Below are 16,798 nucleotides of genomic sequence, written 5' to 3'. Positions count from 1 at the left end.
CCAGCTTAGGCAGGGCTAACCTAATTTAGGGTTGCCTTACTTGATCGTGAAGAGGGATTCGATGAGATCGTTGCGTGCGCTGGTGGGCGCCCTGCTGGTCGCCGGGCTCGCCGCCTGCGGCTCGACTGAACCGGCCGCTACCGAGACGCCGGCGGAGGCGTTCCGCACCGTCAAGCACGCGATGGGCGAGACCGTGATCCCGGCTCAGCCGAAGCGGGTCGTCGCGCTGGACCAGAGCTTCGTGGACGCGGTGCTGACGCTGGAGACGCCGGTGGTCGGCTACACGACCTACCGCTCGATCGACTCCACGCTCCCCGACTACCTGGGTCCGGTCGCGACGGTGTACGGCAAGGAGGCGACCGTGGTGGGCACCCTGGAGCAGCCCAGCCTGGAGAAGGTGATGGCACTCAAGCCGGACCTGATCGTCTCGGCCAAGGTCCGCCACGAGGCCCTCTACGACAAGCTGTCCAAGATCGCCCCCACGGTCTTCAGCGAGACGACCGGCGCCATCTGGAAGGACAACGTCCGCCTCGTGGGCCAGGCCCTGGGCAAGGAGGAGCTCGCCGAGACCAAGATCAAGGCGTACGAGGACCGCGCCGGCCAGATCGGCACGGCGATCAAGGAGAAGGAGGGCGAGCTGCCCACGATCTCCGTCGTCCGCTTCGCCGGTGAGGACACCGTCCGGCTGTACGTGGAGAACTCCTACTCCGGCATCGTCATGAAGGACGTGGGCTTCCCCCGGCCCGAGGGCCAGCCGACCGAGAAGGACGCCATCGCGGTCGACATCAGCCAGGAGCGCATCGCCGAGCTGGACGCCGATCGCATCTTCGTCGCCACCTACCCGGACCCCGCCTCCGACGGGCCCAAGGACAAGTTCATGAAGAACCCGCTGTGGGGCAAGCTCAAGGGCGACCAGCACGAGGTCAGCGACCTGACCTGGATGAGCGCGGTGGGCATCCAGGGCGCGCACGCGATGCTGGACGATCTGGCGAAGCTGTTCGAGGTCGACCCCGCCAAGGCCTGATCCCCGAGGCGCGTCAGAGCGGCAGGAACGCCCGCAGTTCCTCCAGGTGCGGCTCGATGCGCAGGCCCTGGGCGCTCAGCCAGGCGGGGTCGCCGTAGGTCCCCCGGTAGCGGTCGCCGCTGTCGCAGATGAGAGTGACGACGCTGCCCCGCAGGCCGGCCTGGCGCATCTCCTTGATGAGCTCGACGCAGGCCGCGACGTTGGTGCCGGTGGAGCCGCCGACGTCGCGGCCGGTGACCTCGCGCACCCAGTGCATGGCGGCGATCGAGCGGGCGTCCGGCACCGCGATCATCCGGTCGATCACCGACGGCTGGAACGACGGCTCGACGCGCGGGCGGCCGATGCCCTCGATGCGGGAGCCGGGGGCGGTGGTCGCGACGTCGCCGGACACCCAGCCCGGGTAGAAGGCGGAGCCCTCCGGGTCGACCACCGCCAGGCGGGTGGCATGGCGGCGGTAGCGGATGTAGCGGCCGATCGTCGAGGAGGTGCCGCCGGTGCCGGCGCCCACCACGATCCAGGCCGGCTCCGGGTGCGGCTCCATGGACATCTGGGCGTAGATCGACTCGGCGATGTTGTTGTTGCCGCGCCAGTCGGTGGCCCGCTCGGCGTAGGTGAACTGGTCCATGAAGTGGCCGCCCGTCTCGGCGGCCAGCCGGCGCGACTCCTCGTAGATCATGCCGGGGTCGGCCACCAGGTGGGACTTGCCGCCGTGGAACTCGATCAGGTGGATCTTCTCCGGCGAGGTGGTCGCGGGCATGACGGCGATGAAGGGCAGGCCGAGCAGCCGGGCGAAGTAGGCCTCGCTGACCGCGGTCGAGCCGCTGGAGGCCTCCACGATCGTGGTCGTCGGCCCGATCCAGCCGTTCGCGAGGCCGTACAGGAAGAGAGAGCGAGCGAGACGGTGTTTGAGTGAACCGGTGGGGTGGACCGACTCGTCTTTCAGGTAGAGGTTTACTCCCCAAGTTGAGGGAAGCGGAAAGACGTGCAGGTGAGTATCACAACTACGGTTGGCGTCGGCCTCCACCTTGCGGATGGCCTCCGCCACCCACAGGCGCGTCCCCGCGTCGTGCCGGTCCACGAAGTTCATGCTTCAAAGCTATCTCATGTGACGCTGACCACATTTTGTACAGATGTGGGGAGTGAGTGTTACGATAATGAGATCGTCCGGCCGTTGGCGTGATGACGCACGCCGCGAGCACGTGGACTGTTCACCTCTCTGACCAGCGCATGAAGCCTAACGCGGCCCTTACACCCGGGCTGCGACCATGGAACCGCTGTCAGGCGGCTGGGGCCGTACGGGGGATAGCGCAAGGGGGAATGATTTGATCACTATGACCGAAGAGCAGCGTCAGGACTGGTTCGAGCGCGACGTCGTGCCCGTGACATCGCAGCTGTTCGCTTCCGCCATGCGCCTGACCCGTAACACCGCCGACGCCGAGGACCTGGTCCAGGAGACCGTGGCCAAGGCGTACACCTCCTATCACCAGTTCCGTGAGGGCACCAACCTCAAGGCGTGGCTGCACCGCATCCTCACCAACAACTTCATCAACGACTACCGCAAGAAGCAGCGTTCTCCCAAACTGTCCGCTGCCGAGGACATCGAGGACTGGCAGCTGCACGCCGCCGAGTCCCACAGCTCGACCGGGCTGCGCTCCGCCGAGAACGAGGCGCTCGACCGGCTGCCCGACAGCGTGGTGATGAACGCGCTGCGCTCGCTGCCCGAGGACTTCCGCCTGGCGGTCTACCTCGCGGACGTCGAGGGCTTCGCCTACAAGGAGATCGCCGACCGCATGGGCACACCCATCGGCACCGTGATGTCCAGGCTCCACCGGGGTCGCCGCCAGCTGCGCGGCATGCTGGAAACGTACGTCCGCGAGGAGGGCGGTGTCCGCCTGCCGGCCTCCAGCGCGGCCTAGAGCCACCTAGTGCAACCTCATGTGCAACCGGACGCGCACCATCCCGTCCTGTGACCGAAGCTCCACCAGATCGCAGAGCTGACGACTGATCCAGAGCCCGTATCCCCGCAGGGATTCGGGCTCTGGTGGTATGTAGCCGGGTAAGGGGTCCTCCAGGGGGCCGCCCGAGTCGCTGATCTCGCAGACCACGCCCGTGCCGCTCGTCCACATCCTGACCTGCCCGTGCCCGGCGCCGTGCTCGATGCTGTTGGCGGCGATCTCCGACACGCTCAGCACGAGCGAGGCCGCCAGGTCGCCGGTCATCCCGGCGGAGTGGGCGTACCCGGTCACCGTGTCCCTGAGCTCCTTGAGCGACCGGGCGGTGAACCGGGTCGCCCGCACCTCGCCCGCGGGCTCGGGCAGCGGGGCCCGGTCGCCGTTCAGGACCAGCCGGTCCGGGCGGACGAAGTGCGGGCTCGGCAGCCGGCCGGTCTCCCCGTACAGCAGGGGATGGGTCATCCGCGCGTGGCGCAGCGCGATCTCGGGGGCCGTGCGCACGTCGTAGAAGCAGAGCGCGGTGGCGTGCACGCCGGCCAGCGCGGTGTTGATCACCGACTCGTAGCGGATCCACTCGCGGGTCTCGATCTCGCTCCGGCCCGCCCAGAGGGGCTCGCCCACCAGCAGGGTGCGCCGCCCCTGGGCGTAGTCGTGACAGGTGGCCAGGGTGCGTTGCGGGTGGGTGTACCAGGACTCGGGGTCGCGCTCGTCGACGCGGTCGTGGTCGTCGCCGAGCGCCTCGGCCAGCAGGCCCCGCAGGGCGGCACGGGCCACCACGAGCACCTGCCTGCGGTCGGCCAGCGCCTGCCGGATCCGGGGGACGGCCAGATTCCGGAAGCCCTCATCGGAGCCGTAGGGAACTGCGACGTGCTCCAGCGGCTCGCCTGAATCGGGGCGCACGGGCGAAACGTAGCAAGCGCTTGTACGCTACGCAACGGCAATCAGCGCGACCGCACCCAACGCGCATGCGACACCCGTCACCTGGATCGCGTGCAGTCGCTCCCCGAGCACCTGCCTGGCCAGCAGCAGCGTGCTCGCCGGGTAGAGCGAGACCAGCACCACCACCAGACTCAGCAGGCCCTGCTGCTTGGCCAGCAGATAGAGCACGTTGGCCACCATGTCGAGCACGCCCGCGGCGAGGATGATGGGCATCGACCCGGCGCTCGGTCTGAGCGCGCGCCGCGTCGCCAGGGCGAGCACGACCACGAGCGTGATCGACGACACCCGCGCGCCCACCAGCGGCCAGAGGCCGGCCCCGTCAGGGGCGATGTCCAGCAGGATGAAGAAACCGCCGAACCCGGCGCCCGCCGCCAGCGCGGTGACCACCGAGCCCTTGGAACCGCCTCCGCCCGTCGTGCGGTCCTGGCTGACCAGCAGCACCGAGCCCAGCGCCAGCACCACCCCGGCCAGGGCCAAGGGGGCCGGGCGCTCTCCCCGGGCCAGGCCGTACATGACCGGAAGGGCGGCGGAGGTGACGGCGGTGGTGGGCGCGACCACCGACATGACGCCGCGCGCGAGCGCCCGGTAGAACAGGACCAGCCCGGCGGCGCCGGACAGGCCCGCGCCGAGCCCCCAGGCGAGCGCGCCGCCGCTGAACAGGCCGGGCAGCGCCGGCAGCAGGACCAGGATGAGCGCCAGCCCGGCGAGCTGCGAGAGCGCGACGACGGCGAGCACCCGGGATCGCCGGGTGGCGAGGCCGCCGAAGAAGTCGGCCGTGCCGTACACCACCGCGCAGGCGGTCGCCAGGATCACTGCGGTCACGTGTCCTCGTTTCTCGGATAGTTCACTCTGTTGCCCTAGTAGTACAACATATAGTGCAAATCTGTTCCACTAGACTGCACTGGTGCAAGATCCGGAGACGATCACGCAGGCCGTCGCGACCAACGTCCGGGCCCAGCGCACGCACCGCGGCCTGACGCTCGACGCGCTGGCAGCCAGGTCCGGAGTGAGCCGGGGCATGCTGGTCCAGGTCGAGCAGGGCAGGACCAACCCGAGCGTGACCACCCTCACCCGGATCGCCTCGGCGCTCGGCGTGACCGTGGCGCGGCTGGTCGAGGTGTCCGACGTGCCGATGGTCAGGGTCGTGGACAAGGCGGACGTGGTCATGTTCGACCAGGGCGACGTGCGGGCCAGGCTGCTCGTCGGGGCGGACTCGCCGATGATCCTGGAGCTGTGGGACTGGCGGCTCGCGCCGGGCGAGCACCACGACGGCGACCCCCACCCCGCGGGCACCCGCGAGATGCTCACCGTGCTCGCCGGCGAGCTGACCCTCACGGTCCATGGCAGGGCCCATGTCATCGGGGTCGACGACGCGGTCCTCTTCACCGCCGACCGGGCGCACCGCTACGCCAGCACGGGGCAGCAGGAGCTCAGATTCGTGATGGTCGTCGCAGAACCGCGCGAGGTGGCCGACCAATAGTGCCGAACGGGCACCACCTCACCTTCCGAAGTTTCATGATTACATAATGTCCTTGACGGTTGAGGCCCGTGGGTGGGTACACCCTCAGGTGTGCGACGCATCGTCGGCAGGGGGTGGCGGGTGAGTGAGTCCCGCGCGGCGACGGAGAAGCTCCAGGTGGAGCTGCAGGCTCTGGGGGTGACCAGCGCCTACGAGCTCGGGGACGGCGCGACCCTGTCGGTGTGGATCGGATTGGTCGTGCGTTACCGGGACGGCTTCTACCGATGGCACGAAGGTGCGGTGCAACGCCGCCATCTCGGCACGGATCCGGCCGGATGTGCCACAAGAGTGGCGCGTCGTTACACAGAGTTGCAGGCGGATATCCCATCATGGTGGGACGACCTGGCCAAGGAGCTGCGGGGGGATCGGGTCCAGGACTATCCGTGACCCCGCGTGCGTGGGGGCGACATGCGGGTGTGGGTGGTGTCGCCGGCGTTGCTGGCGCTGGCGGGCTGCGCCGCCGGAGGTTTCACGTACGTCGAGTCGGCGCCCCCGCGGCCGGCCCCGGACCCTGAGACGCTGGCCAAGCGGCTCGAAGCCATGCAGCCCGACTGGCCGGAGCCGCGCCGCCTGGACTGCGACAGGACCGGCTGCGTGGCGCTGACCTTCGACGACGGCCCCGGCCGGCACACGGGCCGGCTGCTGGACGTCCTGCGCGCTCGCGAGGTCAAGGCGACCTTCTTCGTCGTGGGCGAGATGGTCGCCGCCGGCCGGGGCGCCGAGCGGGTGCGCCAGATGGTGGCGGACGGCCACGAGCTGGGCAACCACAGCTGGAGCCACCGGCAGCTCACCACCCTGCCGAAGCACCGGATCAGGCGTCAGCTGCAGCGCACCGACCAGGTGGTGAGAGCGCTGACCGGGGTCCGGATGCGGCTCATGCGCCCGCCGTACGGGTCCACCGACCGCCGCGTCGCCGCGCTGACCCGCCGCCGGGGGCAGGCGCAGATCCTGTGGAACGTCGACACCTTCGACTGGCGCGACCGGGTGCCCGCCGTCGTCGCCCGGCGGGGGGCGAAGGCCGAGCCGGGCTCCATCGTGCTCATGCACGACATCCACCGCACCACGGTCAAGGCCATCCCCGACCTGCTCGACCGGCTCACCCGCAAGGGGTACGCCTTCGCCACCGTCAGTGAGCTGTACGGCCGGTGGCCCAAGCCCGGCAAGAAGTACGAGGACGACATCAGGGCGCCCCTGGCCGAGGATCGTCGGTGACGCGTGACACCCTTACGACATGGGTTTCACCGGCATCCCCGACGACGCGTTCGTCTTCTACGAAGGTCTTGAGGTGGACAACTCCAAGACCTACTTCACCCGGCACAAGCACCTCTACGAAGAGGCGGTGCGGGCCCCGATGCTGGCCCTGACCGAGGAGCTGGCCGCCGAGTTCGGCCAGGCCCAGCTCTTCAGGCCCTACCGCGACGTCCGCTTCGCCAAGGACAAGTCGCCCTACAAGACCCACCAGGGCGCCTTCGTCGAGCGGATGCCCGGCATCGGCCTCTACGTCGAGGTGAGCGCGGCCGGCCTCTACACCGCGGGCGGCATCTATTCGCAGGCCGCCGACCAGGTGGCCCGCTATCGGGCGGCCGTCGACGAGGACCTGTCCGGCAAACCGCTCGAAGCGATCGTCGCCGCGCTCCGCGCCGCCGGCCACGAGGTCTCCGGTGACCGGCTCAAGACCCGGCCACGCGGTGTCCCCGACGACCATCCCCGCCTCGACCTGCTGCGCCACCGCTCCCTCCACGCGGGCAGCCGCTTCGAGCCGGAGTCCTGGGTGCACACCCCGGAGGTCGCCGACCGGGTGCGCGACAGCTGGCGCGACTACGCCCCGCTGATCGAGTGGCTCTGCGCGCACGTCAGGGGAAGCGAGCTGCCCCGCCGCTGAGCAATGTGCGCTATGCCGGGATTGTTGGGACTCTTGGGGCGTGAGTCGAGAGCGGGCGGTCCTCGCGGTCGTGGTGTGCGTGTCGGCGATCGCCTACGGCGCGCTGTCGCTGCTGCGATTAGCCGACTTCGAGGCGAGCGCCTACGATCTGGTGATCTTCGATCAGGCCGTACGGTCCTACTCGCACTTCGACCTGCCCGTCGCCATCGTCAAGGGCGTGCACAACGACTTCGGCCCCGGCTTCACGGTGCTCGGCGATCACTGGTCGCCGATCCTGGCCCTCCTGGCGCCGCTCTACTGGGTCTACGACGGGCCGCAGACGCTGCTGGTGGCCCAGGCGGTCCTGCTGGCGGTGGCCGCGATCCCGCTGTGGGTCTTCGCCAGGAGGGCGCTCGGCGCCGGCGTCGCGCACGTCACGGCCATCGCCTACAGCCTGTCCTGGCCGGTGGTGGAGGCGGTGGCGTTCGACTTCCACGAGGTCGCCTTCGTGCCGCTGCTCAGCGCCGTGCTCCTCGAACGGTGGCAGGCCGGCGACCGGCTCGGCGTCGGGCTGGCCACGTTCGGCCTGCTGTGCGTCAAGGAGGACATGGGGCTGCTGGTCGCCGGGTTCGGGCTGGTCCTGCTCACCCGGCACGGCCGGCGGCTGATGGGCGGGGCGTTCGTGGCGGGCGGCCTGGCCTGCACCTGGCTGGCGTCCCAGGTGCTCATCCCGGCCTTCGGCGGCCGGTCCGACTACTACTGGGCCTACGGGGCCATCGGGCCGGACCCGGCGTCCGCCGCGCGCAACGCGCTGGCCGACCCGGTCGCGGTCGTCGCCCAGCTCGGCACGCCGCCGGTCAAGCTGGTCACGCTGGGCCTGCTGCTCGGCCTCACCCTGATGGCCGCCCTGCTGTCCCCGCTCGTCCTCATGGCCGTGCCGCTGCTCGCGGAGCGGATGCTGGCCAGCTCCTTCCCCAACTGGTGGGTGCCTGATCATCACTACAACGCCTTCGTCGTCGTGGTGATCCTCGCGGCGGGCGTCGACGGCGTCCGCCGCTTCCGTGCGGGCTCCGAGCGGGCGGTGCGCTGGTGGGCGGCCGGCGTGCTGGCCTTCGCAGTGGCCACCGTGCCGTTCTTCTCCCTGTCGGCCCTCGCCGACCCCGCCCTCTACGGCCACGACCGGCGCGAACGGGCGGCGGCGGCAGCCGTGGCGGTGGTGCCGGACGGGGCGCTGGTGGAGGCGGCCAACAACCTCGCCCCGGCGCTGTCCGGCCGGAGCACGGTGCTGCTGTGGGATCGGACACCCCGCTGGGCGCCCTGGGTGGTGGCCGACATCGGCCGCAAGACGTTCCCCTTTCAGAGCCTGGCCGAGCAGCGGGCGCGGGTCGACACCCTCCAGGGCCAGGGGTACGGGATCAGGTTCGCCGGTGACGACTTCGTCGTCCTCGCGCGGGGGCCTCAGGGCGGCTGAGAGGACCCCCGATCGCCCTTGAGTATCCGGTCCACCGTCTGCCCCGCGGCCGACGTGGCGACCGTGGTGGACGCCGCGATGACCACGGCCAGCATGGGCGTCGCCAGGCTCCGCAGACTGCGCAGGCTCCGCACCCGGGCCCACGGCTCCCCGGCCAGGTGCATGATGCGCCACTCCCAGAAGAGGCCGAGGCCGATCGAGACCAGCGCCACCTCGCCCACCACGATGGCCACCACCTGCACCTTGACGTGCGCGCCCAGGTCTGGCTCGACCAGCGTCGACACGTAGCCGGACAGCTCGGTGACCAGGGCCGCCACCATGAGGTGCAGCGCCTTGGTCATGGGCTGGGTGCCCCGGACACGCGGGTAGAAGTAGCCGAACAGAAAGCCGAAGGCGGGCAGCGCGATCAGAGACCGCGCCTCGAACATGAAACTGCTCAGGTCCACCCCGGTGGGCAGCCCGTACACGTACAGGAACGGCAGGCTGAGCAGCACGCTGACGACGAACGCGTGCACCCCGTTGTGCCAGGGCGGGCAGCCCGCCGCCGTGGCGAACGCCGTCTCCGGACGGCCGCCGTGCCGCCGCAGCGCCTCCTCCAGCTCGTGCCGCTGACCGTCGAAGTCGGCCACGGCCAGCTCACCCTGGCCGATCTTGCCCCGTCCGGCGCGATAGAGCTCCTGCTCCGAGACGAGCAGCAACCTTCTGTGCAGGGCGGCCCTGACGAGCTCGCGGTGCTCCTCCTGATCGCCGGGCTCGACCATCGCCGGGTGCGGGCGGTCCAGCAGCCACAGGGCCGTCGCCCAGGCCACGATCGAGGTGATCGACAGCATCGGCAGCGGCACGTCGATGTCGGCCAGGGTGGCGCTGCCCGTGGGCGTCAGATAGACCACCATCAAGCAGATGATCATCGTCGACTCGGCGGCGGCGCCGTGCGTCTCGTCCCGCTCGGAGCCGAGTCGCCTGAGCCGCAGCACCAGCAGCAGGAAGCCGAGCAGCAGCAGGCCCAGCACGCCGCGCACGAGCGGGGTGAGCTCCAGCTCGCCGATCGCCGGCATCTCCTGGCCCGGCACGGGCCGGCTCCACGACCCGGCGTCCAGCCAGTCCGTGGGCCAGCCCTGCACCAGCAGGCTGACGAGCACGGCGACCACGGTCGCGCCGCGCGTCCACTGCTTGGTGGTCACCGCCACGGCCGCGACCGGGGTCAGCGCCCACCCGAACGCCAGCATCAGCCGGACGCTGTCAGGAGGGTACGCCCCGGTCAGCAACGCCTTGACCCACAGCGCCAGCGCCAGCAGCCCGATCGCCGACCCGGCCGCCAGCGCGGCCAGCCGCACCGCCACGACCCGGACCCTGAGGTCCGCGCTGAACGCCACCGCCGACCCCGCCGCGGACACCGTCGCCACCGCGCCGCCGAGCAGCAGTGTCCGGGCGGGGAGCTGGCCGTACAGATAGGACCACGTCAGCATGCCCAGGGCCACCAGCACGCCCACGCCCGTCGCCACGAGCACGTCGTGCGCCGTCCAGCCGGGGCCGGTCGGCAGCAGCCTGCTCGCGTGCCGCAGCATCAGCGCGGGCACGGCGCCGAACAGCATCACGTACGCGAGCAGCTCCCACTCCCCTGCGACGATCGAGGCCAGCAGAGCGGGAGCGGTCAGCGCGAGCCCGGCGACCAGCTCGCGGTTGGGCGGCCGCCGCCACCAGCGCGTGCCCAGCGCGCGCAGCACGAACACGACCAGCACCAGCGCGGTGAGCACGCCGAGCGCGGTCGTCCAGGAGAAGTGGTCCTCCTTGGGCACGTCCGGGAACCCGTGGGAGTCCTGCGCCAGCGTCACGCTTGCCGGCTCCGGCCCCACGGTGAACTCCAGCCGCTCCCGCTCCTCCCGGTCAGGCTCGATCGACACCGCCCGCAGCACGGTCCACTCGCCCGGCAGCAGCGTCACCCGCCGGTCGGCGATCAGCGGAGGTCTGGCCGTGGGCGCGTTGAAGTCGATCCTGAGCAGGTCGCCCGGCTCGACCTGGCGGAGCAGGGTGATCGTGAACCGTGCCGTCGTCCGGCCCGCCGAGGTGGTGAGCACGGGGGCCAGCCGGATGGCCGGAGCCAGCGTGGCGCCGTCCACCTTGACCGCGCCGAACCCATGATCGGTGAAGGCCCGGATGTGCTGCGGGAACCGGTGACCCTCCCGCAGCGCCGCGGCGAGACCGTCGGTCTCGGCCATCCCCAGCCGGTGCACGATCGTCACCCGCACCTGCAACCGCTCCTCGTCCAGCCGCCCGTCGGGCACGGGGCCGAGGTCGGCCGGGCGGGCCCTGGCCAGCGTCACCTCCGTGGTGGCCTCCCGGCCGTGCTCCACCGTGGCGCGCGCGCCGGACCGATCCCAGGGCCGGGTCTCCGCCGACGGGGCCGGGGCGGCGGGCAGGGGCACGGGCCGGGCCGCCACTGCGCACCAGGCGATGGCCGCCGCCGACACGACGGCCAGCCCGAACGCCAGGACAGTCCGCAGCTTGCCCATACTCTTGATGGTCCATGGGGCTGCCCGGAACCGCCATAGCGGAGCGTGACCGAGCAATGACAGACGGGTAAATCTTCGCCGCTGACGGCGAAAGGTCCCCCGCGCGACCCAGGGTCGAGCGAGGGACCTTCACCAGAGCTTTTACCGGAGCTTGTGCCGGGGCCTCTGCCGGTGACCGGTCAGGCGCGCTTGGCGCGGGCGGTGGCGCGACCGCGGACGGCGGCGTCGAGCACCACTTTGCGGATGCGCACCGCGTCCGGAGTGATCTCCACGCACTCGTCCTCGCGGATGAACTCCAGCGCCTGCTCCAGCGACAGGCTGCGCGGCGGGATCACCTTCTCGGTCTCCTCGCTGGTGGAGGAGCGCATGTTGGTGAGCTTCTTCTCCTTGGTGATGTTCACGTCCATGTCGTCGGCGCGGGAGTTCTCGCCGACGATCATGCCTTCGTACACCTCGGTGGTCGGCGCCACGAACAGCGTGCCGCGCTCCTGCAGGTTGAGCATGGCGAACGGGGTGACGGGCCCGGACCGGTCGGCGACCAGGGAGCCGTTGTTACGGGTGCGGAGCTCGCCGAACCACGGCTCGTAGGCCTCGAAGACGTGGTGCACCAGGCCGGTGCCGCGAGTCTCGGTGAGGAACTCGGTGCGGAAGCCGATCAGCCCGCGCGCCGGCACCACGAACTCCATCCGGATCCAGCCGGTGCCGTGGTTGGTCATGTGCTCCATGCGCCCCTTGCGGACGGCGAGGAGTTGGGTGATGGCGCCGAGATACTCCTCGGGGCAGTCGACGGTGAGGCGCTCCACGGGCTCGTGCACCTTGCCGTCGACGAGCTTGGTGACGACCTGGGGCTTGCCGACGGTCAGTTCGAAGCCCTCGCGGCGCATCTGCTCGACCAGGATGGCCAGCGCCAGCTCACCTCGGCCCTGCACCTCCCAGGTGTCGGGACGCTCGGTGGGCAGGATGCGCAGCGAGACGTTGCCGACGAGCTCCTTCTCCAGGCGGTCCTTGACCATGCGGGCGGTGACCTTGGAGCCCTTGGCCTTGCCGACCAGCGGCGAGGTGTTGGTGCCGATGGTCATCGAGATGGCGGGCTCGTCGACGGTGATGAGCGGCAGCGGGCGCGGGTCGTCCGGGTCGGCCAGCGTCTCGCCGATCATGATGTCGGGGATGCCGGCGATGGCGATGATGTCGCCCGGCCTGGCCTGCTCGGCGGGCTTGCGCTCCAGCGCCTCGGTCATGAGCAGCTCAGTGATCTTGACCTTCTGGATCGAGCCGTCGGTGCGGCACCAGGCCACCTGCTGGCCCTTGCGCAGCACGCCCTGGTGGATCCGGCACAGCGCGATGCGGCCCAGGTAGGAGGAGGCGTCGAGGTTGGTGACGTGCGCCTGCAGCGGCGCGTTGGGGTCGTAGAGCGGCGCCGGGATCGTCGACTTGATGATGTCGAACAGGGGCTCCAGGTCCTCGGCGTCCGGCATGCCGCCGTTGTCCGGGCGCGCCAGGGACGCGCGGCCGGCCTTCGCCGAGGCGTAGATGATCGGGAAGTCGATCTGCTCCTCGGTGGCGTCGAGGTCGATGAAGAGCTCGTAGACCTCGTCCACGACCTCCGCGATGCGCGCGTCGGGCCGGTCCACCTTGTTGATGCACAGGATGACCGGCATCTTGGCGGACAGCGCCTTGCGCAGCACGAAGCGGGTCTGCGGCAGCGGGCCCTCGGAGGCGTCCACCAGCAGCACCACGCCGTCGACCATGGACAGGCCGCGCTCGACCTCGCCGCCGAAGTCGGCGTGGCCCGGGGTGTCGATGATGTTGATGGTCATGCCGCTGTGCTGGACGGCGGTGTTCTTCGCGAGAATGGTGATGCCCTTCTCGCGTTCGAGGTCGTTGGAGTCCATGACGCGGTCGTCCACGTCCTGGTTCGCGCGGAATGCCCCGGACTGCCAGAGCATGGCGTCGACGAGCGTGGTCTTGCCATGGTCGACGTGCGCGATGATCGCGATGTTCCGCAGGTCGTCGCGGCTGTTCAAAGGCATGATGAGGTCTCGCTCTGTGTTCGTGGAGGCGACCGCGCGAAGTCGCGGCGCTATTAAGTCTAGTTGATCCCGTCTGATGGGAGGAGCGAGACGGGTCTGCACATCACTGAGGGAGCCCTACTACATACCCTGATACGCATTTGTGCGCATGGCAGGAAGGGCCGGGATCCCTAGATTGACCGGCATGACGTGGACAGAGCTGGTCATGGGCTCGGCAGCGATGCGGGGGGAACAACCGGCCGTGAGCGATGTCAGGACCGGCGGCATGCTGTCGTACGCCGCCTTCGCCAGGCGGGTCACGCATGCCGCGGCCGGGCTGCGCCGTTACGGCCTGCGTTACCGTGACCGGGTCCTGGTCGACCTGCCGCTCGGCGCGGCCCTGCCCGTCGCGGTCCACGCGGTGGCCTGGGCCGGCGGGGTCGCGGTGCTGGGCTCCTCCGGCGAGGCCCGGATGATGATCACCCATCGGGGCCGCGACACGTCGGCGGCGGAAGTTCAGCATGTGTTCGCCGTGGAGTCGGCCGCGGGCGCGGTTCCGTTCACCGATCTGCTGGGGGAGGCCACGGTGGAGTTCGGGCCGCTGGCGGGTCCCGCGCTGACGCTCGACGGCCATCGGATCTTCGATCATGACGAGCTGGCCGGCGATCTGCGCAAGCTGGTCGCCCGGCTGGTGGTCGGCAAGGACGACGTGGTGCTGGCCGCGGTCGGCGACGTGTTCAAGGGGCTGCGGCTGCTGGACGCGGCGCTGATGTCAGGGGCGCACGTCGTGATCGCGCACGAGCCGACGCTGGTCGGCTGCCGGGTGCTCGCCCACGAGCACGGGGCCACCATCGCGGTCGCCCCCTACGAGCTGGCCAGGCGCCTGGTGGGCACCCCGGCGCTCCGCGTGGTGGACGAAAGGGCCGTGGTCAGCTCACTCGTCGGGTGAGAAGTGCGACGGGAAAAGTGCGACACTGTGGGAGAGTGTGATCCTTCCGCGACGCAGGGTGACCACATGCGTGATTTCCCCCGGCACAACCTGCCCGTCGAGCCCAACCGGTTCGTCGGCCGGGAGCGCGACGTCGACGAGCTGTGCCGGCTGCTCGGCCGGGCGCGGGTGGTGAGCCTGTGCGGGGTCGGCGGCATCGGCAAGACCCGGCTGGCCTTACAGGTCGCCGCCAGGGGCGGGCCCCGCTATCCCCAGGGCGTCTGGCTGATCGAGCTGGCTCGGATCACCCGTCCCGAGCTGGTGGTCGAGGAGATCGCCAGGGTGCTCGGCGTGCGCGAGGAGGCCGGCCGGCCGTTGCTCGACACCCTGGTGGCCCGGCTGGGCGACGGCCCCTGCCTGCTGCTGCTGGACAACTGCGAGCACCTGATCGACGAGTGCGCCGACGTGGCCGCCACGCTCGTCGCGTCCTGCGGGGAGCTCGCCGTCCTGGCCACCACCAGGGAGCCGCTGCGCATCGCCAGCGAGCTCGTCTGGCGGGTCCCGCCGCTCGACCTGCCGGAGGGCGGCGGGTCCGATGCTGGGTCCGACGCTGTGTCCGACGCGGAGTCCGTCCGCCTCTTCCTGGAGCGGGCCGCCGCGGCGGGCACCAGACTGGGCCCGGACAGCCTTCCTGACGTCGTACGGCTGTGCAGGGCGCTGGACGGGCTGCCCCTGGCGCTGGAGCTGGCCGCGGCGCGCACGAGCCTGCTCAGCCCCGGGCAGATCGCCGATCGCATCGACGACCGCTTCTCGCTGCTCACCACCGGCGAACGCACCGCGCCGGCCAGGCAGCGCACCCTGCTCGCCGCCGTCGAGTGGAGCCATGGCCTGCTGTCGGCCGGGGAGCAGGTGCTGCTGCGCAGGCTGTCGGTGTTCGCCGGGCCGTTCGACCTGCGCCTGACCGAGCGGGTCTGCGCCGAGCCGCCCATCTCCGAGGCGGAGATCGTCGACCTGCTGGGCGGCCTGATAGACAAGTCGCTGGTGCTCTACGACGAGGATCGGGGCCACTACCGGCTGCTGCAGACCATCCGGCGGTTCGCCGCCGAGCGGCTCGCGGAGGCGGCCGAGCGGGAGGCCGTGCGTGAGCGCCATCTGAGCGTCCTGTGCGAGCTGCAGGAGCGCCACTTCGCCGTCGAGGTGGTCGACGCCGGGGTGCCGTGGCCGCGCAGGCTGGCGGCGCTGACCAGGAGCTGGGGCCTGATCGACGACCTGCGGGCCGCGCTGGACTGGGCGGTCGAGTCCGGCAACGTGCCCCTGGGCCTGCGGCTGTGCTTCACCAGCACCGGCCTGCTGCCGGTGAGCGGCAACCCGATGGAGACCGTGGCCTGCCTCGAACGCCTGCTTCGCCAGGACCTGACGCGGGTGACGGAGGAGCAGCTCGCCCAGGCCAGGGGCTGTCTCGCCTACGGGCTGGAGGCCAGGGACGAGCTGGGCCGATCGCTCGAGCACGCGTTCCAGAGTATGGGCGGCCTGCGGGATCCCTTCCAGCGCTGTGTCATGCACAGCCTCATCGCCACGGTGCTGTTGCGCACCGGCCGCGCCGACGAGGCGCTCGGGCACGCCCAGCAGGGCCTGACGCTGGCCACGGCCACCGGCGACGCCTGGAACGAGGCGGTGGGGCTGGCCGGGCTGTCGGCGGTGGCGCTGACCCGGGGCAGGCTGCGCGAGGCTCAGCGGCACGGCGAGGAGGCACTGGCGCGAGCGCGCGAGCACGGCCACCGGTGGATCATGTCCAGGTGCGCGACCCAGCTCGGCGCCGTGGCCGAGGCCCGCGGCGACCTGGTGACGGCCATGGCCCACTACGAGACGGCCGTCTCCTGGCTGCGGGAGTTGCCCGGCGGGGTGGAGCTGGCGCGCTGCCTGGCCATGGGCGGCAGGGTCGCGGCGATGCTGGCGGAGTTCGCGGCGGCCAGGGAGCGGCTGGCGGAGAGCCTCGCGCTGAGCAGGCGGACCGGGCAGCGGCAGGGCGTGGCCCGGTGCCTGGTAGGGCTGTCGGTGCTGGCCGAGGGCGAGGGCGACCTGGACGGCGCGGTGCTGGCCGCCGCCGCCGCGGCCGCGCTGCGCGAGTCGATCGGCCAGCGGTCCGCCGGCCAGCGGATCGAGGAGCTGCTCGGCCGGGCCCGCGCCAAGCTCGGCGAGGGCCGCACCACCTCGCTCTGGTCGCGGGGGCGGGCGATGGGCCCCGACGAGGTCGTCCGCCACGTCCTGGAGGGCGCCCGACCGGCGGTGCCGACCGGCCCGGCCGTCACGGAGCCGAGCAGGCATTCCCTGCTGACCGCCCGCGAGCACGAGGTCGCGGCCCTGCTCACCCGCGGGCTGTCCAACCGGGCCATCGCGGGGGAGCTGGTGATCAGCCCGGCGACGGTGGCCCGCCACATCGCCAACATCATGGAGAAACTCGGCTACACCTCACGGGCGCAGATCGCCGTGTGGGCCTCGGAGCATCGGGCGCCCTCTGCATGAGGAGCTTGTGCGTGAGGAGCTTCTGCGCGAGGAGCTTGTGCGTGAGGAGCTTGTGCGTGAGG

General features: G+C 71.0%; 14 protein-coding genes. 9 read left to right on the top strand and 5 right to left on the bottom strand.

Translation table 11 applies throughout. The annotated features are described in order from the left end of the window. Nucleotides 1–61: 61 nt before the first annotated feature. Entirely contained in the window at nucleotides 62–1,024 is a 963-nt protein-coding gene (locus tag ACTMTF_RS22460) for an ABC transporter substrate-binding protein (protein ID WP_441112453.1), read from the top strand. 13 nt (nucleotides 1,025–1,037) lie between these two features. On the opposite strand, the gene ACTMTF_RS22455 is transcribed toward ACTMTF_RS22460, so the two are convergent. Then, nucleotides 1,038–2,111, bottom strand: coding sequence for a PLP-dependent cysteine synthase family protein (locus ACTMTF_RS22455; protein ID WP_441112452.1), 1,074 nt, complete (start codon nucleotides 2,109–2,111; stop codon nucleotides 1,038–1,040). Between the two features lie 244 nt (nucleotides 2,112–2,355). On the opposite strand from ACTMTF_RS22455, the gene ACTMTF_RS22450 reads away from it, so the two are divergent. After that, on the top strand, nucleotides 2,356–2,940 hold the full coding sequence (locus ACTMTF_RS22450) for a sigma-70 family RNA polymerase sigma factor (RefSeq protein ID WP_441112451.1): 585 nt from the start codon (nucleotides 2,356–2,358) through the stop codon (nucleotides 2,938–2,940). A 6-nt stretch (nucleotides 2,941–2,946) separates the two neighbouring features. Here ACTMTF_RS22450 and ACTMTF_RS22445 read toward each other — a convergent pair whose 3' ends face one another. Together ACTMTF_RS22445 and ACTMTF_RS22440 are read right to left on the bottom strand one after the other, a co-directional pair. Beyond that, a complete protein-coding gene (locus ACTMTF_RS22445; RefSeq protein ID WP_441112450.1) occupies nucleotides 2,947–3,876 on the bottom strand; it encodes an anti-sigma factor RsbA family regulatory protein in 930 nt (309 codons plus the stop codon). A 27-nt stretch (nucleotides 3,877–3,903) separates the two neighbouring features. Next, nucleotides 3,904–4,737 (bottom strand): EamA family transporter, encoded by an 834-nt coding sequence (locus tag ACTMTF_RS22440; RefSeq protein WP_441112449.1) that lies wholly within the window; start codon nucleotides 4,735–4,737, stop codon nucleotides 3,904–3,906. 82 nt (nucleotides 4,738–4,819) lie between these two features. On the opposite strand from ACTMTF_RS22440, the gene ACTMTF_RS22435 reads away from it, so the two are divergent. The 5 genes from ACTMTF_RS22435 to ACTMTF_RS22415 all read left to right on the top strand — a co-directional run bounded on the left by ACTMTF_RS22435 (nucleotide 4,820) and on the right by ACTMTF_RS22415 (nucleotide 8,766). Beyond that, nucleotides 4,820–5,395: a helix-turn-helix domain-containing protein gene (locus ACTMTF_RS22435; protein WP_397004906.1), complete on the top strand. Its 576-nt coding sequence runs from the start codon at nucleotides 4,820–4,822 to the stop codon at nucleotides 5,393–5,395. 90 nt (nucleotides 5,396–5,485) lie between these two features. Further along, the gene (locus ACTMTF_RS22430) at nucleotides 5,486–5,821 is read left to right on the top strand and encodes a hypothetical protein (protein ID WP_397004905.1); all 336 of its coding nucleotides are present in this window, start codon (nucleotides 5,486–5,488) and stop codon (nucleotides 5,819–5,821) included. 21 nt (nucleotides 5,822–5,842) lie between these two features. Next, on the top strand, nucleotides 5,843–6,646 hold the full coding sequence (locus tag ACTMTF_RS22425) for a polysaccharide deacetylase family protein (protein WP_441112448.1): 804 nt from the start codon (nucleotides 5,843–5,845) through the stop codon (nucleotides 6,644–6,646). A gap of 19 nt (nucleotides 6,647–6,665) precedes the next feature. Then, complete coding sequence (locus tag ACTMTF_RS22420; protein WP_441112447.1) at nucleotides 6,666–7,316, top strand: DUF2461 domain-containing protein; 651 nt, start codon at nucleotides 6,666–6,668, stop codon at nucleotides 7,314–7,316. A 40-nt stretch (nucleotides 7,317–7,356) separates the two neighbouring features. Further along, nucleotides 7,357–8,766 (top strand): DUF2079 domain-containing protein, encoded by a 1,410-nt coding sequence (locus ACTMTF_RS22415; RefSeq protein ID WP_441112446.1) that lies wholly within the window; start codon nucleotides 7,357–7,359, stop codon nucleotides 8,764–8,766. On the opposite strand, the gene ACTMTF_RS22410 is transcribed toward ACTMTF_RS22415, so the two are convergent. Further along, nucleotides 8,754–11,276: a hypothetical protein gene (locus ACTMTF_RS22410; protein ID WP_441112445.1), complete on the bottom strand. Its 2,523-nt coding sequence runs from the start codon at nucleotides 11,274–11,276 to the stop codon at nucleotides 8,754–8,756. The two genes, ACTMTF_RS22415 and ACTMTF_RS22410, sit on opposite strands and share 13 nt — an antisense overlap. Nucleotides 11,277–11,455: 179 nt before the next feature. Further along, nucleotides 11,456–13,306 (bottom strand): translational GTPase TypA, encoded by a 1,851-nt coding sequence (typA, locus tag ACTMTF_RS22405; RefSeq protein ID WP_441112444.1) that lies wholly within the window; start codon nucleotides 13,304–13,306, stop codon nucleotides 11,456–11,458. Nucleotides 13,307–13,490: 184 nt separating this feature from the next. Between typA and ACTMTF_RS22400 the strand changes: the two genes are divergently transcribed. Then, entirely contained in the window at nucleotides 13,491–14,234 is a 744-nt protein-coding gene (locus ACTMTF_RS22400) for an AMP-binding protein (protein WP_441112443.1), read from the top strand. Nucleotides 14,235–14,300: 66 nt separating this feature from the next. Beyond that, nucleotides 14,301–16,736, top strand: coding sequence for a LuxR C-terminal-related transcriptional regulator (locus ACTMTF_RS22395; RefSeq protein WP_441112442.1), 2,436 nt, complete (start codon nucleotides 14,301–14,303; stop codon nucleotides 16,734–16,736). Nucleotides 16,737–16,798 lie beyond the last annotated feature (62 nt).

This window comes from Nonomuraea sp. ZG12, assembly GCF_052068115.1.
Lineage (GTDB): Bacteria > Actinomycetota > Actinomycetes > Streptosporangiales > Streptosporangiaceae > Nonomuraea.
The sequence above is the reverse complement of the archived record's forward strand: the minus strand, read 5'-3'. Positions and strand labels throughout refer to the sequence as shown.